24 protein-coding genes are annotated in these 21,179 nt (G+C 57.0%); 16 read left to right on the top strand and 8 right to left on the bottom strand.

Translation table 11 applies throughout. The annotated features are described in order from the left end of the window. Nucleotides 1-39: 39 nt before the first annotated feature. Nucleotides 40-2,151: a TonB-dependent siderophore receptor gene (locus GA0071314_RS05610; RefSeq protein ID WP_074395734.1), complete on the top strand. Its 2,112-nt coding sequence runs from the start codon at nucleotides 40-42 to the stop codon at nucleotides 2,149-2,151. 58 nt (nucleotides 2,152-2,209) lie between these two features. Here the strand turns inward: GA0071314_RS05610 and GA0071314_RS05615 are convergent, their stop codons facing one another. The 4 genes from GA0071314_RS05615 to GA0071314_RS05630 form a co-directional block, all read right to left on the bottom strand. Continuing rightward, complete coding sequence (locus tag GA0071314_RS05615; protein WP_074395735.1) at nucleotides 2,210-2,443, bottom strand: DUF2798 domain-containing protein; 234 nt, start codon at nucleotides 2,441-2,443, stop codon at nucleotides 2,210-2,212. A gap of 97 nt (nucleotides 2,444-2,540) precedes the next feature. Next, nucleotides 2,541-3,401, bottom strand: coding sequence for a glutathione-dependent disulfide-bond oxidoreductase (gene yghU / locus GA0071314_RS05620; RefSeq protein WP_074395736.1), 861 nt, complete (start codon nucleotides 3,399-3,401; stop codon nucleotides 2,541-2,543). 71 nt (nucleotides 3,402-3,472) lie between these two features. Next, the gene (locus GA0071314_RS05625) at nucleotides 3,473-3,898 is read right to left on the bottom strand and encodes an organic hydroperoxide resistance protein (protein ID WP_172822090.1); all 426 of its coding nucleotides are present in this window, start codon (nucleotides 3,896-3,898) and stop codon (nucleotides 3,473-3,475) included. Nucleotides 3,899-4,036: 138 nt separating this feature from the next. Beyond that, nucleotides 4,037-4,486: a MarR family winged helix-turn-helix transcriptional regulator gene (locus GA0071314_RS05630; RefSeq protein ID WP_074395738.1), complete on the bottom strand. Its 450-nt coding sequence runs from the start codon at nucleotides 4,484-4,486 to the stop codon at nucleotides 4,037-4,039. A gap of 256 nt (nucleotides 4,487-4,742) precedes the next feature. Here GA0071314_RS05630 and GA0071314_RS05635 point away from each other — a divergent pair, with 256 nt between their 5' ends. The 6 genes from GA0071314_RS05635 (at nucleotide 4,743) to GA0071314_RS05660 (ending at nucleotide 10,290) form a co-directional block, all read left to right on the top strand. Then, nucleotides 4,743-5,816 (top strand): TRAP transporter substrate-binding protein, encoded by a 1,074-nt coding sequence (locus GA0071314_RS05635; protein ID WP_074395739.1) that lies wholly within the window; start codon nucleotides 4,743-4,745, stop codon nucleotides 5,814-5,816. A 69-nt stretch (nucleotides 5,817-5,885) separates the two neighbouring features. Further along, nucleotides 5,886-6,479, top strand: coding sequence for a TRAP transporter small permease (locus GA0071314_RS05640; protein ID WP_074395740.1), 594 nt, complete (start codon nucleotides 5,886-5,888; stop codon nucleotides 6,477-6,479). Nucleotides 6,480-6,482: 3 nt separating this feature from the next. After that, nucleotides 6,483-7,763 carry a TRAP transporter large permease gene (locus GA0071314_RS05645; protein WP_074395741.1) on the top strand — a complete coding sequence of 427 codons (1,281 nt, stop codon included), beginning with the start codon at nucleotides 6,483-6,485 and terminating at the stop codon, nucleotides 7,761-7,763. 13 nt (nucleotides 7,764-7,776) lie between these two features. Further along, nucleotides 7,777-8,304, top strand: a complete 528-nt coding sequence (locus GA0071314_RS05650) for a gluconokinase (protein WP_074395742.1) — start codon at nucleotides 7,777-7,779, stop codon at nucleotides 8,302-8,304. A gap of 70 nt (nucleotides 8,305-8,374) precedes the next feature. Next, the gene (gntR, locus tag GA0071314_RS05655; RefSeq protein WP_074395743.1) at nucleotides 8,375-9,406 is read left to right on the top strand and encodes a gluconate operon transcriptional repressor GntR; all 1,032 of its coding nucleotides are present in this window, start codon (nucleotides 8,375-8,377) and stop codon (nucleotides 9,404-9,406) included. Between the two features lie 35 nt (nucleotides 9,407-9,441). Continuing rightward, nucleotides 9,442-10,290 (top strand): MOSC domain-containing protein, encoded by an 849-nt coding sequence (locus GA0071314_RS05660; RefSeq protein ID WP_074395744.1) that lies wholly within the window; start codon nucleotides 9,442-9,444, stop codon nucleotides 10,288-10,290. Here GA0071314_RS05660 and GA0071314_RS05665 read toward each other — a convergent pair. Then, nucleotides 10,244-11,149: a DMT family transporter gene (locus GA0071314_RS05665; RefSeq protein ID WP_074395745.1), complete on the bottom strand. Its 906-nt coding sequence runs from the start codon at nucleotides 11,147-11,149 to the stop codon at nucleotides 10,244-10,246. The two genes, GA0071314_RS05660 and GA0071314_RS05665, sit on opposite strands and share 47 nt — an antisense overlap. 174 nt (nucleotides 11,150-11,323) lie before the next feature. Between GA0071314_RS05665 and GA0071314_RS05670 the strand changes: the two genes are divergently transcribed. Then, nucleotides 11,324-11,746: an OsmC family protein gene (locus GA0071314_RS05670; protein ID WP_074395746.1), complete on the top strand. Its 423-nt coding sequence runs from the start codon at nucleotides 11,324-11,326 to the stop codon at nucleotides 11,744-11,746. A 104-nt stretch (nucleotides 11,747-11,850) separates the two neighbouring features. Here GA0071314_RS05670 and GA0071314_RS05675 read toward each other — a convergent pair whose 3' ends face one another. Together GA0071314_RS05675 and GA0071314_RS05680 are read right to left on the bottom strand one after the other, a co-directional pair. Further along, the gene (locus tag GA0071314_RS05675; protein ID WP_074395747.1) at nucleotides 11,851-12,519 is read right to left on the bottom strand and encodes a 2OG-Fe(II) oxygenase; all 669 of its coding nucleotides are present in this window, start codon (nucleotides 12,517-12,519) and stop codon (nucleotides 11,851-11,853) included. Then, nucleotides 12,516-13,178 (bottom strand): CoA pyrophosphatase, encoded by a 663-nt coding sequence (locus tag GA0071314_RS05680; protein ID WP_074395748.1) that lies wholly within the window; start codon nucleotides 13,176-13,178, stop codon nucleotides 12,516-12,518. Before GA0071314_RS05680 ends, GA0071314_RS05675 begins: the two co-directional genes overlap by 4 nt. A gap of 53 nt (nucleotides 13,179-13,231) precedes the next feature. Here GA0071314_RS05680 and GA0071314_RS05685 point away from each other — a divergent pair, with 53 nt between their 5' ends. Next, the gene (locus GA0071314_RS05685) at nucleotides 13,232-13,789 is read left to right on the top strand and encodes an NUDIX hydrolase (protein WP_074395749.1); all 558 of its coding nucleotides are present in this window, start codon (nucleotides 13,232-13,234) and stop codon (nucleotides 13,787-13,789) included. Nucleotides 13,790-13,797: 8 nt separating this feature from the next. Here GA0071314_RS05685 and GA0071314_RS05690 read toward each other — a convergent pair whose 3' ends face one another. Beyond that, on the bottom strand, nucleotides 13,798-14,109 hold the full coding sequence (locus GA0071314_RS05690) for a Nif3-like dinuclear metal center hexameric protein (protein WP_074395750.1): 312 nt from the start codon (nucleotides 14,107-14,109) through the stop codon (nucleotides 13,798-13,800). Nucleotides 14,110-14,238: 129 nt separating this feature from the next. Between GA0071314_RS05690 and GA0071314_RS05695 the strand changes: the two genes are divergently transcribed. The 7 genes from GA0071314_RS05695 (at nucleotide 14,239) to GA0071314_RS05725 (ending at nucleotide 21,177) form a co-directional block, all read left to right on the top strand. Continuing rightward, a complete protein-coding gene (locus tag GA0071314_RS05695; protein ID WP_074395751.1) occupies nucleotides 14,239-15,204 on the top strand; it encodes a sugar-binding transcriptional regulator in 966 nt (321 codons plus the stop codon). A 179-nt stretch (nucleotides 15,205-15,383) separates the two neighbouring features. Then, nucleotides 15,384-16,703 (top strand): ABC transporter substrate-binding protein, encoded by a 1,320-nt coding sequence (locus GA0071314_RS05700; RefSeq protein ID WP_074395752.1) that lies wholly within the window; start codon nucleotides 15,384-15,386, stop codon nucleotides 16,701-16,703. Between the two features lie 64 nt (nucleotides 16,704-16,767). After that, nucleotides 16,768-17,658 (top strand): carbohydrate ABC transporter permease, encoded by an 891-nt coding sequence (locus tag GA0071314_RS05705; RefSeq protein WP_074395753.1) that lies wholly within the window; start codon nucleotides 16,768-16,770, stop codon nucleotides 17,656-17,658. A 30-nt stretch (nucleotides 17,659-17,688) separates the two neighbouring features. Beyond that, nucleotides 17,689-18,543, top strand: coding sequence for a carbohydrate ABC transporter permease (locus GA0071314_RS05710; RefSeq protein ID WP_074395754.1), 855 nt, complete (start codon nucleotides 17,689-17,691; stop codon nucleotides 18,541-18,543). A gap of 12 nt (nucleotides 18,544-18,555) precedes the next feature. After that, entirely contained in the window at nucleotides 18,556-19,713 is a 1,158-nt protein-coding gene (locus GA0071314_RS05715; RefSeq protein ID WP_074395755.1) for an ABC transporter ATP-binding protein, read from the top strand. Further along, a complete protein-coding gene (locus GA0071314_RS05720) occupies nucleotides 19,710-20,408 on the top strand; it encodes an HAD family hydrolase (RefSeq protein WP_074395756.1) in 699 nt (232 codons plus the stop codon). The genes GA0071314_RS05715 and GA0071314_RS05720 overlap by 4 nt, the downstream gene beginning before the upstream one ends. Beyond that, the gene (locus tag GA0071314_RS05725; RefSeq protein WP_074395757.1) at nucleotides 20,392-21,177 is read left to right on the top strand and encodes an L-iditol 2-dehydrogenase; all 786 of its coding nucleotides are present in this window, start codon (nucleotides 20,392-20,394) and stop codon (nucleotides 21,175-21,177) included. Before GA0071314_RS05720 ends, GA0071314_RS05725 begins: the two co-directional genes overlap by 17 nt. Nucleotides 21,178-21,179 lie beyond the last annotated feature (2 nt).

Consider the following 21,179-nt stretch of genomic DNA (forward strand, 5'->3'; position numbering starts at 1 on the left):
TATCATTGTTATTAATATTAGCTCCGGGATCAAAATATCATGCAAAAGTCTGCCTTTCATTTGCGCAAGCTATCCAGTGCGGTAGCGCTTGCGTCTCTTATGACGCCTGCGTATGCCACCGCTCAGCAAGCCGAACCCGCTAGTGACGTCGAACTTGAGTCCATGCAGGTCATAGGTACCGCCTTGGATGCAATGGGCTATATCGAAGCGGAAAAACAGCCCAGCGTGGGCAAATTGGACGTGCCGTTAAACGAGCAGCCGTTCTCTATGTCGGTGGTGGATGAGCAGTTCATGCAGGATACCGGCAGTAAAACGATTCAGGATGCGCTGCTTTATACGCCCGGTGTCTACGCTGGTAATTACGGCTTTGACACGCGCATCGACGGAGCCTCGGTGCGCGGTATCGAAGCCGGTCGCTATCTGGACGGCCTGCGCCAGATTTACGGCTCCTACAACTCAGTGCGTACCAACCCCTATGCGCTGGAGAGCCTGGAAGTGCTGAAAGGGCCGTCGTCGATGCTTTACGGGCAGGCGGATCTGGGCGGCATTATCAATGGGGTATCCAAGCTGCCCGAAGAGGAGCGCCAGGGCGAGGTCTGGGCGCAGTACGGTTCGCACAACCGCAAACAGCTTGCCGTGGATGTTACAGGCGCCGCCGATGAGGACGGCAAGCTGCTCTATCGCCTGGTGGCCTTGCAGCGCGATAGCGACACTCAGGTGGATCACGTCGAGGACGATGGCTATGTGGTCTCACCCTCACTGACCTGGCGGCCGAGTGATGACACCGAAATCACGTTGCTGGTTAACCGCCAAGAAAATGAAGGTCAGGTATCGGCCCAGTTCCTGCCCCAGGCGGGGACGCTGGAGCCGGGTTCCCAGGGCTTTATCGGCTCCGAGCGGTTTGTTGGCGAGCCAGGCTGGGATCGCTATGATCGCGAAAAAACCGAGACCACGCTGTTCTTCGACCACCAGTTGAACCGGGACTGGGCGTTTTCCGCGACGGCGCGCTATACCGAATCCAGTACCGAAACCCGCGAGCACTGGGTCGACATTCCAAGCGTGCCCGATGCCAACGGCGAGGTTTCACGGACCATTTTTACTGCTGATGACGAAACGCAAATTTTCAATATCGACGCGCGCTTGGAAGGTGATTTTGAACTAGGCAATACTCAGCATAATCTGATTGCCGGTATTGACAGGCAAGATGCCCACTGGGAACAGGATAATTACTTTTCTACTGGGGCAGGATTGGGCGGTACGATTGATATCTATGATCCTGAATACGGCAATCTGCAACTGGATTCAGTAGATCCTATAGACGGCTCGCAAAACGACATTGAGCAAGTAGGTATTTATCTGGCTGACCATATTGAAGTTGGCCCAGTGGTGGTTTCCGCCGGGCTACGCCATGATTGGGCGGAAAATCGGGAGGTACCGGCTACAGGGACGGAGACGGTCAGCGATGAGGAGGCCACTACTGGCCGTCTCGGGTTGATGTACCAGTTTGATAACGGCATCTCGCCCTATGTGAGCTATTCTGAAGCCTTCACCATGAACCTGGGTACTGACGGCACTGCCAATCAAAGCACCCTAAAACCGACCACCGGCGAGCAGGAAGAGGCGGGCGTTAAGTACCTGTCGCCGGATAAATCGCTGGCGATTAGCGCGGCATATTTTGACATCACCCAGCAAAACCGCATCGAGGAAGGCGCTACCCCCGGTGGCGTTGAACAAACCGGGGCAGTGATCGATGGCTGGGAGTTGCAGATCAACAAGCGTTGGCAGGACTTCGAAACCCAGTTGGGCTACACCAACATGAATGCCAATAATGACAGCACCGGTGAGCGTCTGTCCGCCGTGGCCGAAAAGCAGGCATCGTGGTGGAACAAGCTGTACGTCGGCAATAACTGGCGGTTAGGCGCCGGTGTGCGTTATATCGGTGATAACGTCGGCTCGGGAGGTGCGCCTAAGGTGCCGTCTGAGACCTTATTTGACGCTATGATCGGCTATACCGTTGGGCAGTGGGATCTAAGTCTGGATGCCAAAAACCTGACCGATGAAGAATTTGTCTCCTGGTGCCGTTACGAAGGCGGTGACTGCGGCTACGGCGAGCGGCGCAACGTGACGGCCAACGTGCGCTATCAGTTCTAGCTATCTGTTGAACGAGGTAGTGATACTGAAAAGGGCGACGTATGTCGCCCTTTTTGCGTTAGCTGGACGGCTTTTTGACTAGGAGGGCGACGAGCCGGCGGACTAGGGGTAACACAAGGTTGATGACCGGAAAGGCGACGATAAAAGCAAACAGCCAGGCTTTAAGCCAGATCATCACTATGCCGTCAATGAGGCCGATGTTGTATAGCGTGATCACCAGCGACATAACGCCTGACATGAACAGCGCCATCAAAAAAGTAAACAGCAGTTGGCTGTATTTAGGGTCAATCATGACGTCTCTCTTTATGCGGCTAAGCTTATACACGGCGTGACGCAAAACGACCCGCGATGGGCCGTTTGCGATAACGCTCGTTAATGCAAAAGCGCCATTATTGCTTGTCTTGGGTGCGCAGTTCAAAGTCGCTGGCATCATGACGCTCATGTAACTGCTCATGAGGTTCGCCCCAGGTGCGGTTGACCATGCGGCCCCGCTTGACGGCCGGACGCTCATCGATCTCTTCGGTCCAGCGGATGACATTTTTGTAGGTGTGGGCTTCCAGGAACTCGGCCGCTTCGTAGACCCGGTTTTTGACCAGGGCGCCGTACCAGGGATGTATCGCCATGTCGGCAATGGTGTACGCATCGCCTGCCATGAAGCGATTTTCGGCCAGGTGACGGTCGAGTACATCCAGCTGACGCTTCACTTCCATGGTGTAGCGATCAATGGGGTACTGGTAGCTCTCTGGGGCATAGGCATAAAAGTGCCCGAACCCGCCGCCCAGCATTGGCGCGCTGCCCATTTGCCAGAACAGCCATGACAGGCATTCGGTGCGTGCTGATGGGTCGCTGGGCAGGAAAGCGTCAAACTTTTCGGCCAGGTAGAGAAGAATAGCGCCGGACTCGAACACCCGCTGGGGAGGCGCAGTGCTGTGATCCATCAGAGCAGGAATCTTCGAGTTGGGGTTCACCTCGACAAAACCACTGCTGAACTGATCGCCCTCGCCAATCTGGATCAGGTGGGCGTCGTATTCAGCGCCGCTAATGCCTTTTTCCAGCAGCTCTTCCAGCATCACGGTGACTTTGACCCCGTTGGGGGTGGCCAGCGAATAGAGCTGCAGCGGATGCTTGCCGACCGGCAAGGCCTTGTCGTGCGTCGCACCCGCCGTGGGGCGGTTGATGTTGGCAAATTTGCCGCCGTTGCCGGGTTCCCATTTCCAGACGCGAGGTGGGGTGTAGGTGTTGTCGCTCATTTGCCCTCCTATGAATGCAAAACCACCGCTTGATGCGCAAGCGGTGGCTGATGGTTCGCCGACTACTGACCTTATACCAGCGTCAAGGTGACGTCGATATTACCGCGCGTGGCGTTGGAGTAGGGGCACACCACATGAGCTTTATCGACCAGCGTTTGAGCGACGTCTTTTTCAAGCCCCGGCAAGCTGATTTTCAGCTCGACTTCGATGCCAAAACCGGTGGGAATCGCGCCAATGCCGACGTGACCGTCGATCTGGGTGGCGTCCGGAAGCTTGACCTTTTCCTGGCTGGCGACATGCTTGAGGGCGCCCAGAAAGCAGGCTGAGTAACCCGCCGCAAATAACTGTTCGGGGTTGGTGCCGTCACCGCCCGGGCCGCCGAGTTCCTTGGGCGTGCTCAGTTTGACGTCCAGCGCACCGTCAGATGACTTGGCATTGCCTTCACGGCCGCCGGTGGCGGTTGCGTGTGCACGGTAAGCAATTGTTTCGATCGACATCGTCAAAACTCCCTCAATGGCTCGATAAATGGGTTCACCCAACCTGTACATAATGTTGGCGTGAGTAATAATTTAGTGCAGCTTTAGTTTGCGCGCAAGTTAAATGCCCAAAATATTGATCCCTACCATGGCTCCGGGCTACTGATGGTTGTGTAACTTATCGCGCAGTTTGACGAGGTCGTTTTTAAGCTGGGTCAGTGCTTCGATGGATTGTTCGCTGGCGTTGATCACGCAGCTGGGAATGTGGTGCGCCTGTTCACGCATGGTGCGGCCCCGTTCGGTAAGAAAAAGTTCTACTACCCGCTCATCCTGGCGGCTGCGCTGCCGGCGCAATAGCTGGTCGGCTTCCAGGCGTTTAAGGAGTGGGGTGACCGAGCCAGGATCAGTCAGCAACCGCTTGCTCAAGGTACTGACGGTAATGCCATCTTCCTGCCATAGCACCAGCATGGCGAGGTATTGAGGGTACGTGAGGCCTAACTCTCTGAGCAGCGGTTTATAGACCTTGGTCATCATCAAGGAAGTGGAGTAGAGCGCGAAACAAAGCTGGTTATCGAGCTCCAGCTCGCTGCAGGTCGGGGCGTCGGCCATGAAGGCTCCCTAACAAAATGCGTGCCCCTAATGTAGCGTGATCGACCGTCAGGTGGCTAGCGCTCTATACCTTGGTCGTAATTTACCCGATTAGCTTTGACAGTGTACTGGCAGGTGGCTAGTGTTCGCTTATCGAATGTTACCGGTAACAAGGCGGCGCTGACCGTTGGTGACCGGCAACCTTCCCTCGATAGCGATGGCTGTCTTCGCTATCCACTAAGATGATCAACAACAACGATTCGATTGGAGACACTTCATGACCGCAATTTGGCGCAACACGCTGACCCTGGTTGGGGCGACCACGCTCACAATGGGTATGGCTCATGCTCAAAGCCCTGAACTATCCGACCCGCCGGAGATTGACGGCGACGTAGTGGGTGATCACGGCTCCCACACCCTGCGCATGGGCCTTGGCCTGTCGGAGAACTCCCCGCAGTATATTTCCAGCCAGTATTTCGGCGAGATTCTCGAGAAGCGCACCGATGGGCGTATCACCGTCAACGTTTTCCCCAACAGCCAGTTGGGCGACGACGTACAAATGCTGGAAATGCTGCAGACCGGCACGCTGGATATGACATATCCCTCCAGTTCAGCCGCCACCAGCTACGTCGAAGAACTGGCTGTGTTTGACCTGCCGTTTTTGTTGCCAAGCCGTGAAGCTGCTATCGAAGTGCTGCAAAGCGATGTGGCACTGGAGCTGCTGGAAGGCTTTGAAGACTCCGGCCTGAAGCCGCTGGCATTTTCCGAGAACGGCTACCGCCAGCTTTCTAACAGTGACCGTCCGATCGAGACACCGGAAGACGTTGCGGGCCTTGATGTACGCGGCCTGAGCGTTCGCACCATGGAAAACCCGGTGCACCTGGATATCTGGGAAGCCTTGGGTGCTAATCCCACGCCGATGGCATTTGGTGAGCTTTTCTCGGCGATGGAGCAAGGCGTTGTCGACGGTCAGGAAAACCCCTGGAGCACCATCCTTACGTCCAACTTCCACGAAGTGCAGGATTACGGCACCGAAACCCGTCACGTTTACACGCCGTTCATCATGATGCTGTCTGAGCGTACCTGGGACAAAATGGCGCCTGAGTATCAGGAACTGGTGATGGAAGCGGCGCGTCAGTCCGCCGAGTACGAAATTCAGCTGTCGGCGGAGTACGACGAATGGTCGCGCGAGCAGCTTGAAGAGCGCGGCATGGAGATCACCCGTCTTGATGACGAGCAGTTGGCGGCTTTCCAGGAAGCGGTACAGCCGGTATACGAAGAGTGGGCGCCGCGTATTGGTGAAGAGCTGATCGAAGACATCCAGGCGATCGTCGACGATAGCACCGAATAACCTTCCCTTCAGCCAGTGATCGGGCAGGCCTATTGGCCTGCCCGAGTTGTCAGTACCCTTGGAGTTATCATGACGACTTCCCAGACCACCCCGCTTAACGACCCCGTGATTGAGGATCCTTCAGTATACCTGGATGACCCTAATCGCAAGCAGTTAGAGCTGGATACTGACACCCGCCAGGGGCCAGTGTTATTTCGCTGGCTCACCCTGGGGATGGAATACCTGATAGGGGCCATCTTAGTAGCGCTTATCGTGGCAGTGTCGTGCAATGTGATTGGTCGCGCGGTGTTTAATCATTCGCTGCCCTGGGCCGATGAACTGGCGCGCATGCTGTTTATCTGGCTGGTGTTTGTAGGGGCTGCTGCAGCCTTTGCACGTTATGAACATATTGCGGTGGATGCATTGGTGCGTCGCTTACCAATGCGTTTTGCTCACGTGCTGTATTTTATCCAGCATTTGATCATTACTGGGTTGATGGGCGTCATGCTGGTTGGTGGGTTCCATGTTATGGCGAGCTCCACTGGCCGTTCTGCTATTCTCGGCGTACCTTCCAGCTTGGTAAGCCTCTCGCTGGTGCTGTGCGTTTTATTTATCGCTGTGGTGTCGATATGGAGGATGTGGGTCAGTCTTCGCATCATTCGCCAGCCAGGGCAGGGGGACTAAGTCATGCTATGGATTTTTCTAGCAATCTTGTTGATATCTATAATTTTAGGTTTGCCGATAGCGTTCGGGCTAGGAGTGGCGGCTGTAGTGATGGCGGTCATTTCCGATATCCCATTGTCGATTATGATTGAGCAGTCGATTCGTGGCGTGAATAGTTTCCCACTGCTGGCCATCCCGTTCTTCATTCTCGTGGGTGAGGTGATGAGCCAAGGTGGCATCGCGCGCCGCTTGATGGAGCTTGCCGGCGCCCTGGTCGGCTTTATGCGCGGCGGCCTGGGGCAGGTTGCGATCACCGGTTCAATGTTCTTTGGCGGCATCAGCGGCTCTGCGGTGGCGGATACTGCGGCCACGGGCGCGATGATGATCCCGTCCATGAAGCAGCAGGGCTACACCGCCGCCAATGCCACCGCGATTAATACCGTGTCGTCGGTGATTGGCATTATTATCCCGCCATCTATTCCGCTGATTCTCTATGGCATTGTCACTGAGACCTCAATCAGCCGCCTGTTTATTGCCGGTATCGTGCCGGGGTTATTGATAGGTTTTGCGCTAATGGTGACGACATTCATCATGGCTTCTAAGGATGGTGGCGGGGTGCGGGCCTTCCGTTGGGATGTCCTCTGGAAAGCCTTCAAGGATGCCTGGCTGGCGCTGGTGCTGCCAGTGATCGTCATCGGTGGCATTATCGGTGGTGTGTTTACTGCCACAGAAGCGGCGGTGGCTGCATTGCTTTACGCGCTGGCCATTTCTGTTTTGGTGTACCGTGAGTTCAGCGTGAAAGAGCTGGGCGGAATGTTGATTCGTACCGCACGCCTTACCGGTATGGTCATGATGTTGCTGGCGTTTGCCACCGTTATCGCCTGGTTTTTAACCATTAACATGGTGCCGCAAACCCTGGTCACCCAGGTGCAGGCGATTACCCAGGATCCATTCTTGTTACTGCTGATTGTGGCGGCTTTGCTACTGCTGGTCGGCTTTGTGATGGACCTGACCCCAGCCATGGTAATTATGGCACCCATGCTGGCCCCGATTGTGACCTCGGTGGGCGTAGACGCGGTGTACTTTGGCGTGCTGATGTCGTTTGTGTTGGGTATTGGTCTCTTAACGCCGCCGGTGGGCACCTGCCTTTACGTGGGTTGTGGGGTTGGCAAGGTGTCAATGGAGTCCTTGGTGCGTGCCATGTTGCCGTACTACGCTGCGTTACTGGTCGTACTGGTGATCCTGATTGCGTTTCCTGGCGTGGTAACCTGGCTCCCTGATCTCACCGCTGTGCGCGGCAATTAAGTGGAGCGTCAGGATGGGAAGTGCTTCTCAACGTATTCTAGTGATGGGCGTGTCTGGCTCGGGTAAGTCTCATATAGGACAACAGCTGGCGGCCACGTTGGGTGCGACTTTTATTGACGGTGACGATCATCATTCACCCGCCAATGTGGCCAAAATGGCCAGCGGAACACCGCTTAACGATGATGATCGGCGCGAATGGCTGGACACACTCGCAGGCTTGTTCGCCGAGTATTGCCGTCAGGACCGTTCGCTAGTGATTGCTTGTTCGGGGCTGAAAAAACGCTACCGTGACCGCCTGCGGGTAGGGGATCCAGCGTTGGGTATTCTTTATCTGGAAGGAAGTCGTGACCTGCTCCGCGAGCGGCTTACCACGCGGGCGGGCCACTTTTTTAAGGGGGATACGATGTTGGCAAGCCAGTTGGCTGATCTGGAACCGCCGGGGCAATCTGAAGCGGTTAGCCTCTCAATTGCGTTAACGCCCAGCCAAATTGTGCGCGAGTTTATCGCCACGCTGCCCGCGTCGGCTAAGCCCTCCCACTAAGCGGGTATCGCCTTGGGGCCAAGGCTTCGCTAGTCTAAGGCCCCTGACACTTGCTTAGAAGGCGCCTCGTTTGAAAAAAAAACGCCCCACCTTGCAGGATATCGCGGATCGCGTTGGTGCTACCAAAATGACGGTGAGCCGCTGCCTGCGCGACCCCGAAACGGTGTCAGCAGGCTTGCGCGAACAGATATTTTCCATGGCAGAGCAGGTCGGCTATATCCCTAATCGTGCCCCCGATTTGCTTTCCAGGGCGACCAGTCACTCCATTGGCGTGTTGGTGCCGTCGCTCACTAACCAGGTGTTTGCCGACGTCATCGTCGGCATCGAAGCGCTGACCGAGCCGGCCGGCTATCACCTGATGCTGTCCCACTATGGCTATAGCCCTGAATTTGAAGAGCGCAGCCTGGCCTCGTTGCTGTCCTACAACGTGGACGGCGTGATTCTTTCCGACCGCGAACACACCGCCCGCAGCGTGCGGATGCTAGAAACCGCCGGTATTCCAATTGTCGAGATCATGGATACCCGTCAAGCGCCGCTGCAGCAGGCGGTAGGCTACGACAACGTCAGCGCGGCTTTCGATATGGTCAGCGAGATGATCCGCCGCGGTCGGCGACAAGTTATTTACCTGGCAGTGCGGCTTGACGAGCGTACCCGGCAACGTGAACAGGGCTATCGTGAGGCCATGCAGCTCCATGGTCTAACCCCGGTGACGCTGTATAGCAGTCAGCGGTCGTCTTACACCGTGGGGGCGGCGCTGCTGGAGCAGATAATGGCCGAGTATCCCTCCGCCGATGGGATCTTCTGTACGAACGATGACGTCGCAGTGGGGGCCTATTTTGAATGCCAGCGTCGGGGTATCAAGGTGCCCGAACAAATGGCGATTGCCGGTTTTCACGGCCACGACGTTGGCCAGGCGATGACCCCGAGGCTCGCCAGTGTGATCACGCCCCGCCAGGCTATCGGTAAAGCGGCTGCCGAGGCTTTGCTAGCCCGCATCAATGGAGAGCCGGTTAAGCAAACGGTGATTGACCTGGGCTATGCCATTGAAGCAGGAAAAACGCTTTCGCCAGCTGCATCGCCTGGCGTCGCTTACGACAACTGACTAGAGTAAAGTTTTTTGCACAGGGGCACTATGCTGTGAAGATCACTCAGTTAAACGTTTATCCCGTGAAATCGCTGCAGGGCATCCGCGTTGAGCACGCCAGACTAAACGAGCACGGGCTGGCCTGGGATCGTCGTTGGATGTTGGTCGACGCTCGGCAGCGGTTTGTTACCCAGCGCCAGCTTCCTGTCTTAGCCACCGTTGGGGTTGCGCTTACCGAAAATGCCTTGGTGCTTTCGCACCCGGCGATGGAGCCGCTCGCTGTACCGCTTGAAGAGCCTGAGGGCAATATACGGCTGGTTAGCGTTTGGGACGACCACTGCAAAGCGCTGCCGGAAGGCCCAGAGGTATCGCGTTGGCTCGAGGCCGCGCTCGGTGAGCAGGCTCAAGGGATTAGCTTAGTGCGCTTTGCCACTGAGTTTACCCGTGCTGTCGAAGAGGATTTTCTTGAGGGTGGAGCGGCGCACACCTATTTCTCCGACGGCTATCCCTTTTTACTGACCACCACCGGCTCGCTTGACGCCTTGAACGAGGCGTTGGTATCGGGCGACCACGCGCCCGTGCCGATGAGTCGCTTTCGGCCCAACGTGGTGATCGAGACCGATACCCCGTGGGCCGAAGACCGCTGGGCCACCCTTACCGAATCAACGGGGGCATTTCAGTTTACGCTGCGTAAACCCTGCAAGCGTTGCAAAATTACCACCATTGACCAGCAAACGGCGGTTATTCCTGAACCCGCCGAGCCGCTGAAAACCTTGCTGGCGCTGAATACCCAACCCACCTTGAAAGGCGCTCACTTTGGCCAGAATGCTACCTTGACCAAGGGTGATGGCGAGACTATCCAGGTGGGGGCGGCGCTTGAGGCACGCGAGCGCGACGCCTGATACGCAGCAGGCGTGTGGCAATCGCCGTGCCCAATAGCGTGATCAGCATACCCGCGATAATTTGCAGGCTGAGTGTCTCGCCTAGTAGCAGGTAGCCCCAAAGCAGCGCGCTGACCGGCACCAGAAACGTCACAGTGGAGGTGGCAGTGGCGCCAGCGCTTGAGAGCAAACCAAAGTAAAGTAAAAACGCCAGCGTGGTGCTGAGCATGGCAAGCGCCAGCGCGTTGCCCCATGCCAACGGGGAAATGGGGTCGCTTGGCCACCACAACATCCCCGGTACCAGTAACACGAGCGCTGACATCGCACAGCTACCGGCGGCTAACACGCGGCTGGGTAGATGGCTCAAGCGGGTTTTCGAATAGTTACCGGCAATGCCGTAGCAGAAGGTTGCGCCCAGTACGGCCAGAATAAACCAGCCGTCGCCGCCGACTGCGAAGTCGAGGCGGTTCGCCGACAGTACATAAACGCCCGCCAGCGCCAGCGCTAGCCCCAAGTACTGCTGGCGAATGATTGGCGTGGCAAAAAATAATGCCCCGATAAGCGCGGTAAAAATCGGTGTAGTGGCATTGATCAGCGAGGTGAACCCCGCTTCCAGGCGGGTCGTGGCCAAGGCCAGCAGCGAGAAGGGCAGGACGTGGTTGATAATGCCAAGTAACAGTAGCGGGCCCTTGTGCTGCCATATCAAGCGCAAATAGTGAACGCTGAGTAAAAACGGTATCAGCAGCAGCGCGCCTACCCCCATGCGCACCAGAATCAGCGGAATCGGGCCAAATTCAGGCACGGCAACGCGCATAAAAATAAACGATAATCCCCAAAGAGAGGACAGCAGCATCAATCTCAACGCATCTGCCGACGACATAGCAAATCCTTGCGCAAAAGTGGTGGCATAAGGCCGATAAGCTTACGACCGTCTTACCGGCAATGGAACCTAGCTTGTCGGCAGGGCGACAAAAATCAGCTACTCTGGGTAGGTAGTCGCAGACAAACAGCGGCTCCATCAACAACCTGACTTTTGACGCGAAAGGAGCTATTCATGGATCGTAAAGCAAGCGCACGTTGGGAAGGTGGACTGAAAGACGGCCGTGGCCACGTCGCCACTGAAAGCGGCGTCCTCGACGCTAGTTATTCATTTAAAAAACGTTTTGAAGATGAAAAAGGCACCAATCCAGAAGAGTTAATCGGTGCGGCTCACGCCAGCTGTTTCTCCATGGCTTTGTCGATGGTGCTGGGTGAAAAAGATTTAACGGCCACCTCCATCGAGACCAGCGCCAAGGTGACGCTTTCCCAGAGCGATGCTGGGTTCGATATTTCGAAAATTCATCTGGACGTTGAGGCCCAGGTAGACGGTGCTGATGACGCGACCTTTAAAGAAGCGGCAGAAACGGCCAAGGCCAATTGCCCCGTCTCCAAAGTGCTCAACGCCGACATCAGCATGACGGCCAAGCTCAAGAACTGAGCCTTCGATGGCAATGATTTGACCAAGCTTGAATCACAAGCTGCCTTAGATCGTAACGCCTTGGCATTCGCCAGGGCGTTTTTAATGGGGTGCCTGCTGAATGACTAGCGCGCCGGGTCCAAAACCCCGCCCATAGAGGCATTGCGCCGAAACCAGCCCGCAATGCTGGCGCGTGGCTGGTGGGTGGGGAGCACCTCGTGGGGGATGGTCTCCGACATAAAACAGGCAAAGGTACCTGCCTCCGGCATCACACGGGCGACTTCCTGGTCAGGGGCATCCGGGTGATACAGCACCATTTCGCCGCCGCCATCGGTAGGCCAATCAGGGTTCAGGTAGCCCACCGTTGAGATCACGCGGTTGGCTCTTCCGCGAAAGCTGTCCACATGGCGCTGATAAAACGCCCCTGGCGGGTAGTGAGCAAAATGGGCTTCATACTCAAACAACCCCAAAAACAGCGCTTGGTTGAGCGCCTGCTGTAATTCTTCCATGGTCATTAAATAGCGCCGCTGGGCTTCGCTTGCGCGGTCGAGCCAATGAATGGCGTCGCCACGGATGTCCTTGCGCAGATGGTGCTGCTGGCCGCGGCCAATGCCCGCCTCATCAAGCACATTATGCGCGGCCATGTGATGGAGCTCGTGATGAAGGGCATGGCACAGGTCGAGATCAATAACGCCTTTACCGACGTACCAGCCTTGCTCAACCAGCGCATCCACCAGCGCGACTTGAGTGGCGGGTGCCAGTAAAGAAGGCGATAAACACACGCTTGGGGTCATTCGTTGGGTCTCACAGGCGTTGAACGAGGGGATGACGACGTTTGGGGGCTTTTGCGTGCTGGGTAATGGCGCAGCGCGCCGACCGGTCGTTGGTAAAGGTCAATTTGCATCCCAAAACCTTCGGCCAGCAATTCCACTAGCATCATCGCAGACAGCCCCCAAATAACATGACCGTCTACTTGATAGCTGGGCACGTAGTGGGCGACGCCATCCACCGTAATGACATCGGTATGAGTGCGCTGGTCGTCCAGAAAATGGCTAAGCGGTACCTCGAAAATGGCGTCTAACTCACCCGGGTCTGCCACCAGGGGGAGGTCGGGTGGAATAATGCCCACCCAGGGGGTTACCCGAATGCCGTGTAGTGAGATCACATCGGATAAACGGCCCACCGCTCTGACATCGCTTGGGTCAAGCGCAATTTCTTCCTGGGCCTCACGCAGCGCCGTGGCGTAAAGATCGCGATCATACGCCTCTCGCTTACCGCCAGGAAACGCCACTTGTCCGCTATGCGTACTGAGGTGTCTGGCGCGCCGGGTAAACAGCAATGTGGGGGTGGGGCGCTCGACAATAGGTAACAAAACGGCCGCTTCCGGCATCACAACGTGGTCTAGCCGTTGAGGCGAGAGTTGTTGCAGACGTTTGCGAAGTGTCTCTAACATGGAGCATCCCTAAGCGTTGTTTCCTTTTCCCCAGCAGCCGTAGAGAAATCGCGATGAACTTTTGCAGCCAGTGTGGCAATAACGTGCGTTTTGCCGTTCCTGAAGGCGATGACCGCCCGCGCTATCTGTGCGATGCCTGCGGCACCATCCATTATCAAAACCCGCGCATTGTCGCGGGGACATTACCCATTAGCGGTACCAAGGTGCTGCTATGCAAGCGCGCCATTTCACCGCGTCGAGGGTATTGGACCCTGCCAGCGGGCTACATGGAAAATGCCGAAACCACTGAACAGGCCGCCACTCGCGAGACCCGCGAAGAGGCCTGCGCCGAGGTGGCGTTAGCTAACCTCTACACGCTGATCGACTTACCGCACATCAATCAAGTTTATATGATTTTTCGGGCGGAACTGACCGGTGGCTTCAACGCCGGGCCAGAAAGCCTCGAAGTAGCGTTATTCGAGGAGCACGAAATCCCCTGGGATGAGCTCGCTTTCCCGACGATTGAGCAAACCCTGCGGCACTTTTATGCTGACCGCGTGCGTCATGAGTATCCGCTGCATATTAGCGCGATTAACCCCGAAGACCGCGAGCGCTACGCCGGTAGCGCCTGATAAGCGGGCTATAAATCCGCCAGCGCCCAAACGTCGTAGGCGACTTCTTCATACGGGTGCGCCAGTTTTAACGCTGCAATGGCGGCCTGAATATGGTCGTCACTGCACACTAGCTCAATCTTGAGTTCATCAACGAACTCAAGCTCCCCTACCTGGCCGATATGCGGGTCTGACCCCTCGAGCGGGCGGAACTGACCTGTGCCCTGGGTCTGGAAACAGCAGGCCTCGTAGTCGCCAATGCGCCCCGCGCCGGTTTCAAACACGGCCTCTTTGACGCTTTCCGCTTCCTCGGTGGGAACAAAAAATGCCAGTTTATACATAGGTTAACGCCTCTTGATTTCGCCATGGTGTATGGTTGCGCTACTGTCATATTAGCGAATAGGCGACTTCTGGTCGCCTCGTTTGCTTTGTATGATGACGATTTAACCACCTGGGTAGCGAGCCGGTGAATGGATAAATTCGAGGTAAAAATAGATCAGGCGGCCAGGGCGGCGTGGATGTCCTATGTTGGCGGCATGACGCAGGATGACATTGCCACCCAACTGGGCGTCTCAAGGCCGGGGGTGCAGCGATTGCTGGCCTTGGCACGCCAGGAAGGTCTGGTAAAGGTGCATATCGACCACCCGATTTCCACCTGCATGGCGCTGGGTAGTGCACTGCGTGAGCGCTTTGGGCTCGCCTACTGTGATGTGGTGCCGGCTGATAGCCACGCGCCTGAAAGTGCAGCTTACTACTTGGCAGTGGCTGGGGCAGAGCGGCTTTCAAGACTCGTTGAGCGTAGTGAGCCGCTGACGTTGTCGTTGGGCACAGGCCGTTCTGTGCGTGCGGCGGTAGAAGCGCTGAGCCGCGTTGAACGCCCCCAGCACCGATTTGTCTCGCTGGTGGGCAACGTCGCCCGGGACGGCTCTGCCAACCGCTACGACGCGGTGATGGTGCTAGCGGATAAAACCGGCGGTGAACGCTTCTTGCTGCCCGCCCCGGTGGTGGCCGAGTCGCTGGCCGAGAAGCAGGCCATGCTGTCGCAGCGCTTGTTCAAGGCGATTGCCGATGTGGCTAGAGAGTCGGAGGCGGCGTTTATTGGTGTGGGACGTATCGACCGTCAGGCAACGTTGTTTCAAGACCACTTTATTAGTGAAAGCGAACTCGATGAGCTGCTTGGCCTAGAGGCGGTGGGCGAACTGCTGGGCTGGCCGCTTAATCGGCAGGGCGATGTGATCGATTGCTCGATTACCCGACGGGTCACAAGCTTGCCCCTTGAACGCTTTGGTAAGCACCTGATGGTGGCGATTGCAGGCGGGCGCGACAAAGCCCCTGCTATTCATGCAGCCCTGAAGGGCAACTGGCTAAAGGGCTTGGTTACAGATGAGATGGCGGCTCGGCATATTGTCAATGCAGAAGGGTTAGGGGCGCTATGAGGCCGGGATTCTGCAGTGCAACATGCTGTTTTTCTGATTAATTAGCGTAAAGTCTAAGGTCTGAGGCTTTGCTTTTTTTTGGTTTAAGTACGATCATTTGTTCGATTGATGATCAATGAGATCAAGTTGTAAAACGTCTGGCGACAACAATGCCAACACATAGCCAACAGGAGTGCTTTATGCGACTCGCACGTCACTTACCACTTACCAGCCTAGCGGCAGCCATCGCCTTTGCTGGTCAGGTTCAAGCGGAAACCGAGCTGACCGTTGCCACGGTCAACAATAACGACATGGTTATCATGCAAAGCCTTACCGATGAATTCGAAGAGGCGCACCCCGACATTACCCTGGACTGGGTGGTGCTAGAGGAAAACGTGCTGCGTCAGCGCATGACCACCGACATTGCCACCGAAGGTGGTCAGTTCGACGTGATGACCATCGGTACCTATGAAGTGCCGATCTGGGCTGAACGCGGCTGGCTGTCACCGCTTGACAACCTGCCCGACGATTACAACGAAGACGATCTGCTGACCTCGGTCCGCGATGGTCTTAGCCATGACGACACGCTCCATGCGCTGCCGTTTTACGCTGAAAGCTCGATGATGTATTACCGCAAGGACCTGTTCGAGGAAGCGGGCATCGAGATGACCGATGAGCCCACCTGGGAAGAAGTTCGCGAATGGGCGGGCAAACTGGACGGCATGGAAGACGGTCTAGCCGGTATCTGCCTGCGCGGTAAACCTGGCTGGGGCGAAAACATGGCGTTTGTGTCCACCTTGGTGAACACCTTCGGCGGTCGCTGGTTTGATGAGGATTGGAACCCTGAACTGAACTCCGATGCTTGGGTAGAGGCCATCCAGTTCTACGTTGACCTGCTTAATGATTACGGTCCTTCAGGTGCCAGCTCCAACGGCTTTAACGAAAACCTGGCGCTGTTCTCACGCGGTAACTGCGGCATGTGGGTCGATGCCACCTCAGCGGCGGGCAAGCTGTACGACCCAGATGAGTCAGAAGTGGCGGACAGCCTTGGCTATGCCCCTGCACCGGTAGCCGAAACGCCTAAAGGCTCCCACTGGCTATGGTCCTGGGCGCTAGCCATCCCGGCGTCTTCCGAGAACCAGGAGGCTGCGGAGAAGTTTGTTACCTGGGCCACCTCTGAAGAATATATCGAGCTGGTGGGTGAAACTGAAGGCTGGACCAGCGTACCTCCCGGCACGCGTAAATCGACTTACGAAGATGAGCGCTATACCGACGCCGCGCCGTTTGCCGACTTTGTGCTCAAGGCGATTCAGGAGGCCGACCCAACCGACTCAACTCTGGAACCCAATCCTTACATTGGTGTGCAGTTCGTCGGCATTCCTGAGTTCCAGTCGATTGGCACCCAGGTTGGCCAGACCATCTCTTCCGCGCTAACGGGTGATGTCTCGGTGGAACAGGCGCTCGACAGCGCCCAGCGTGCCACTGAACGCGCCATGCAACGGGCGGGTTACCTGGACTAACGCTGTTAACGCCTGAGCCAATAGGCTCAGGCGTCTTTCCTTGTGCTTTCTGGCAGGTACTTCCATGACTAAAACACGTGCTTCCGGCCGTACCGTCGGCGGGCTAAGAACGCTGTCGCTTCAAGCACCCGCTGTGACGCTCTTGCTGCTGTGGATGATTGTGCCGCTCGGCATGACGATATGGTTTTCGCTGCAGCGCTATAACCTGTTAATGCCTGAAGTGACTGGCTTTGTCGGGTTCGAAAACTATGAGTATTTACTGACCGATCCGTCGCTATGGGCGGCGATGGGCAACACCCTGCTGCTGGTCGGCTGGGTGTTGGCGATTACCGTGGTGGGCGGCACGCTACTGGCCGTGCTGTTTCAACAAGATTTCGCCGGGCGGGGCATTGCCCGCGTGCTGGCGATTTCGCCGTTTTTCGTCATGCCCACCGTCAGCGCCTTGGTGTGGAAAAACATGATGATGCATCCATCCAACGGCGTGCTGGCTTGGCTCGCGGAGTCATTCGGGCTGCCCGCGTTGGACTGGTTTTCGTCGCTGCCGTTAACCTCGATTGTGATTATTGTCGCCTGGCAGTGGCTACCGTTTGCGCTGCTGATCCTGCTCACCGCCATGCAGTCACTGGATGAAGACCAGGTTGAAGCCGCGCGTATGGACGGCGCTGGCCCCGTCGCCATTTTCTTCTTTATCACGCTGCCCCATCTCAAGCGTGCTATCAGCGTGGTGATCATGATCGAAATGATCTTCCTGCTGACCATCTTTGCGGAAATTTTCGTGACCACGTCCGGCGGGCCAGGGCTTGCTACGACGAACTTGGCCTATCTGATTTACATCCGCGCGTTGCTCGATTTCGACGTGGGTACCGCTTCAGCCGGTGGGGTAATTGCGATCATTCTCGCCAATATCGTCGCTATCTTCCTGGTCCGTATGGTGGCCAAAAACCTGGAAGACTAACCGGCACGTAAGTGTCTTAGGAGACTTGTTATGACAAGCTTACGTTCCTCTAACAGCGCGTCCCCGTGGCGCTCGGCTGCGAGTAAAAGAGTGCTGCTGGCGGTCTTCGGCTGGTCGGTGGCGCTGGTGATTTTCTTCCCCATCTTCTGGATGATATTAACCGGCTTTAAAACCGAGTCGGCGGCGATTGCCGATCCGACGCTGATTTTTTCGCCCACCCTGGAAAGCTACCAGGCGGTGCAGGCGCGCTCTGGCTATGCACGCTTCGCGCTTAACAGCGTCGCTGTCGCCTTTGGCTCGACGCTGCTGGCGCTTCTGATCGCCATTCCATCGGCCTATGCGATGGCCTTTTTACCGACCAAACGCACCAAGGGCACCCTGCTATGGATGCTCTCGACCAAAATGCTGCCGTCGGTCGGGGTGCTGGTGCCCATTTACCTGATTTATCGCAGCACAGGGCTTTTGGATACGCGAACCGGGTTGATCATCATCTATACGCTGATGAATCTGCCGATCGTGGTGTGGATGCTTTATACCTTTTTCAAAGATATGCCCAAAGACATTCTCGAAGCCGGACGCATGGACGGCGCCTCAACGCTGCAAGAGGTGTTCTTTTTGCTGTTACCGCTGACCCTGCCGGGCATTGCTTCCACGGGGCTGTTGTCGGTCATCTTAAGTTGGAATGAAGCCTTCTGGAGCCTCAATCTCACCTCGTCCAAGGCGGCTCCGCTAACCGCTTATATTGCCTCGTTCTCAAGCCCCGAAGGGCTCTTTTGGGCCAAGCTGTCGGCGGCCTCGACGATGGCGATCGCGCCGATCTTAATTTTCGGCTGGCTAACCCAAAAACAAATGGTGCGCGGGCTGACTTTCGGTGCCGTCAAGTAAAGGAGTTTTCCTATGGCAACCTTACAACTGAATAATATTACCAAGCGCTTTGGCGACACCGAGGTCATCAAAGGCATTGATTTGGACGTCAATGACCGCGAGTTTGTGGTGTTTGTTGGTCCTTCCGGGTGTGGTAAGTCCACCTTGATGCGCATGATTGCCGGTCTGGAAAACGCCACAGACGGCGATATCTTGATCGACGGCCAGCGGATGAACGAAGTGGGCCCCGCTGATCGCGGCCTCGCCATGGTGTTCCAGAGCTACGCGCTTTACCCGCACATGACGGTGGAAGACAACATGGGCTTTAGCATGCGCCTGGCAAAGGTGCCTAAAGAGCAGCGCCGGGCCAAAGTGCTGGAAGCCGCCAAAATTCTGCAGCTTGAGCCGCTGCTCGACCGCAAGCCCAAAGCGCTTTCCGGCGGCCAGCGCCAGCGCGTGGCTATTGGCCGCGCGATTGTCCGCAACCCGAGTATTTTCCTGTTCGATGAGCCGCTTTCCAACCTGGATGCGGCGCTGCGCGTGCAGATGCGCATTGAGCTTGCGCGCCTGCACGACGAACTCGACGCCACGATGATCTACGTGACCCACGACCAGATCGAAGCCATGACCATGGCGGATAAAATCGTCGTGCTGCGCGATGGGGTGGTCGAGCAGGTGGGCTCGCCCATGGCGCTATATCACCATCCCCAAAACCGGTTCGTGGCGGGCTTTATCGGTTCGCCCAAGATGAACTTTCTTGACGTCACGCTGGTTGACGTTACGCCTAGCGGGGTGAGTATTCGGATGCCTGGCGGCGGCGAGCGCCAAGTGCCGGTAGACGGTCAGCACCTGAGTAACGACGCCGCCCTGGAGCTGGGTATCCGGCCCGAGCACCTGGTGCTTGACGAGCAAGGGCCGTTGGTCGGGCAAATACAGGTGCTGGAGCGTCTAGGCGGCCAAACCTCGCTCTACGTCAAGACGGACGAACAGCTCATCACCATCATGGCCGATGGCGATGTGGCGTACCGGGTTAACGATACGGTGCGCTTTGGCTTTGCCCCCGAGCGAGCGCACCTGTTTGACGCTGACGGTATGGCCCTGCCGAGTCTGCAGCAGCATCCGCTGGCTGGGCTCACACGCGGGGACAATCGCGCCAACGGTGAAGACGCCTCTCCCGAGGCGTCCGCATGACGGCGCTTATTTTCGACTGCGATGGCGTGCTGGTCGATAGCGAAGCCTTGGCCGAGGGCACCTTGGCGGAACATCTGAGCCGCTGGCTGCCGGACATTGATATTGAGCAGTCGCTTGGCCAGGCATTGGGCATGACCACTGCCAATATTCTGCGCCACGCCGAACAGTTAAGCGTCTACCCGTTACCCGTCAATGCCGCGGAGCGGGTCGACACCGCCATCGAGGCGAGGTTGGCCCGCGAACTAACCGCGATTGATGGTGCCGAGGTGGCGGTGCGGGCGGTGACGCTGCCCAAGGCGGTGGTTTCCAACAGTCGTCGCTGTCGGGTGCTGGCCTCGCTGTCGGGTACTGGGCTGGACGCTGCCCTCGGTGATGTGCCGATTTTTACCGCGGAGCAAGTGGAACATCCCAAGCCAGATCCCGCGCTTTATCAGTTGGCGGCCACCACACTGGGCGAAGCCCCCAGTAACTGTCTAGTGGTCGAAGACAGCGTGGCGGGCGTCACGGCGGCCACTGCAGCAGGCATGTGGGTGATTGGGTTTGTGGGCGCCAGTCATGTGGATGACGGGCAGTCGGAGCGGCTTCGTCAGGCGGGTGCCTGGCGCATCTTGTCTCATATGCAGGGGCTAAATGACCTGGTTAATGAATGGCAAGGTCTTATCAGTGTGGGAGATAGACATGAAGCTAACCAATAACGTCGCCGTAGTGACCGGTGGGGCAAAAGGCATCGGGCTGGCAATCGCCCAGCGTTACCTGGCCGAAGGGGCCCGCGTGGTCGTCGCCGATATCGACACGGCGGCGATCGATGAGGCGGTTAGCCTGCTGCGTCAGGACGTGGACGCTGAGCGAGTACTGGGCGTTGAGCTGAATGTCTGCGATGCAGCGTCGATAGACGCGATGGTGGTAAAGGTTCGCGAGCGTATGGGGCGTATCGATATTTTGGTGAACAACGCGGCGGTGTTTGATATGGCGCCGGTGCTTGAAGTCACCGAGGCGAGCTTCGATAAGCAATTCGCCGTTAACACCAAAGGTATGTTTTTCACCCTGCAGGCGGTCGCCAAGGCCATGGTCGATCAGGGGCAGGGTGGCAAAATCATCAATATGGCCTCCCAGGCGGGGCGGCGGGGCGAAGCGCTGGTAAGCGTTTACTGCGCCAGCAAAGCGGCGGTGATCAGCCTTACCCAGTCCTGCGGGCTGGATTTGATCAAGCACGGTATCAACGTCAACGGTATTGCGCCCGGCGTGGTCGATACGCCGATGTGGAAAGACGTCGATGCCCTGTTTGCCCGCTATGAAAACCGTCCGCTAGGCGAGAAAAAACGCCTGGTTGGCGAGGCCGTGCCGTTTGGCCGCATGGGATTACCGGAAGACCATACCGGGGCGGCGGTTTTCCTGGCCAGCCAGGACAGTGACTACGTGGTCGCCCAGACGCTTAATGTCGATGGCGGCAATTGGATGAGTTGATC

The organism is Halomonas sp. HL-93, assembly GCF_900086985.1.
Classification (GTDB): Bacteria; Pseudomonadota; Gammaproteobacteria; order Pseudomonadales; family Halomonadaceae; genus Vreelandella.

Excerpts from the sequence above, each read along its gene's own strand:
- GA0071314_RS05610 (WP_074395734.1), top strand. The coding sequence starts at position 40 with ATGCAAAAGTCTGCCTTTCATTTGCGCAAGCTATCCAGTGCGGTAGCG.
- GA0071314_RS05615 (WP_074395735.1), bottom strand. The coding sequence starts at position 2,443 with ATGATTGACCCTAAATACAGCCAACTGCTGTTTACTTTTTTGATGGCG.
- yghU (WP_074395736.1), bottom strand. The coding sequence starts at position 3,401 with ATGAGCGACAACACCTACACCCCACCTCGCGTCTGGAAATGGGAACCC.
- GA0071314_RS05625 (WP_172822090.1), bottom strand. The coding sequence starts at position 3,898 with ATGTCGATCGAAACAATTGCTTACCGTGCACACGCAACCGCCACCGGC.
- GA0071314_RS05630 (WP_074395738.1), bottom strand. The coding sequence starts at position 4,486 with ATGGCCGACGCCCCGACCTGCAGCGAGCTGGAGCTCGATAACCAGCTT.
- GA0071314_RS05635 (WP_074395739.1), top strand. The coding sequence starts at position 4,743 with ATGACCGCAATTTGGCGCAACACGCTGACCCTGGTTGGGGCGACCACG.
- GA0071314_RS05640 (WP_074395740.1), top strand. The coding sequence starts at position 5,886 with ATGACGACTTCCCAGACCACCCCGCTTAACGACCCCGTGATTGAGGAT.
- GA0071314_RS05645 (WP_074395741.1), top strand. The coding sequence starts at position 6,483 with ATGCTATGGATTTTTCTAGCAATCTTGTTGATATCTATAATTTTAGGT.
- GA0071314_RS05650 (WP_074395742.1), top strand. The coding sequence starts at position 7,777 with ATGGGAAGTGCTTCTCAACGTATTCTAGTGATGGGCGTGTCTGGCTCG.
- GA0071314_RS05665 (WP_074395745.1), bottom strand. The coding sequence starts at position 11,149 with ATGTCGTCGGCAGATGCGTTGAGATTGATGCTGCTGTCCTCTCTTTGG.
- GA0071314_RS05670 (WP_074395746.1), top strand. The coding sequence starts at position 11,324 with ATGGATCGTAAAGCAAGCGCACGTTGGGAAGGTGGACTGAAAGACGGC.
- GA0071314_RS05675 (WP_074395747.1), bottom strand. The coding sequence starts at position 12,519 with ATGACCCCAAGCGTGTGTTTATCGCCTTCTTTACTGGCACCCGCCACT.
- GA0071314_RS05680 (WP_074395748.1), bottom strand. The coding sequence starts at position 13,178 with ATGTTAGAGACACTTCGCAAACGTCTGCAACAACTCTCGCCTCAACGG.
- GA0071314_RS05685 (WP_074395749.1), top strand. The coding sequence starts at position 13,232 with ATGAACTTTTGCAGCCAGTGTGGCAATAACGTGCGTTTTGCCGTTCCT.
- GA0071314_RS05690 (WP_074395750.1), bottom strand. The coding sequence starts at position 14,109 with ATGTATAAACTGGCATTTTTTGTTCCCACCGAGGAAGCGGAAAGCGTC.
- GA0071314_RS05695 (WP_074395751.1), top strand. The coding sequence starts at position 14,239 with ATGGATAAATTCGAGGTAAAAATAGATCAGGCGGCCAGGGCGGCGTGG.
- GA0071314_RS05700 (WP_074395752.1), top strand. The coding sequence starts at position 15,384 with ATGCGACTCGCACGTCACTTACCACTTACCAGCCTAGCGGCAGCCATC.
- GA0071314_RS05705 (WP_074395753.1), top strand. The coding sequence starts at position 16,768 with ATGACTAAAACACGTGCTTCCGGCCGTACCGTCGGCGGGCTAAGAACG.
- GA0071314_RS05710 (WP_074395754.1), top strand. The coding sequence starts at position 17,689 with ATGACAAGCTTACGTTCCTCTAACAGCGCGTCCCCGTGGCGCTCGGCT.
- GA0071314_RS05715 (WP_074395755.1), top strand. The coding sequence starts at position 18,556 with ATGGCAACCTTACAACTGAATAATATTACCAAGCGCTTTGGCGACACC.
- GA0071314_RS05720 (WP_074395756.1), top strand. The coding sequence starts at position 19,710 with ATGACGGCGCTTATTTTCGACTGCGATGGCGTGCTGGTCGATAGCGAA.
- GA0071314_RS05725 (WP_074395757.1), top strand. The coding sequence starts at position 20,392 with ATGAAGCTAACCAATAACGTCGCCGTAGTGACCGGTGGGGCAAAAGGC.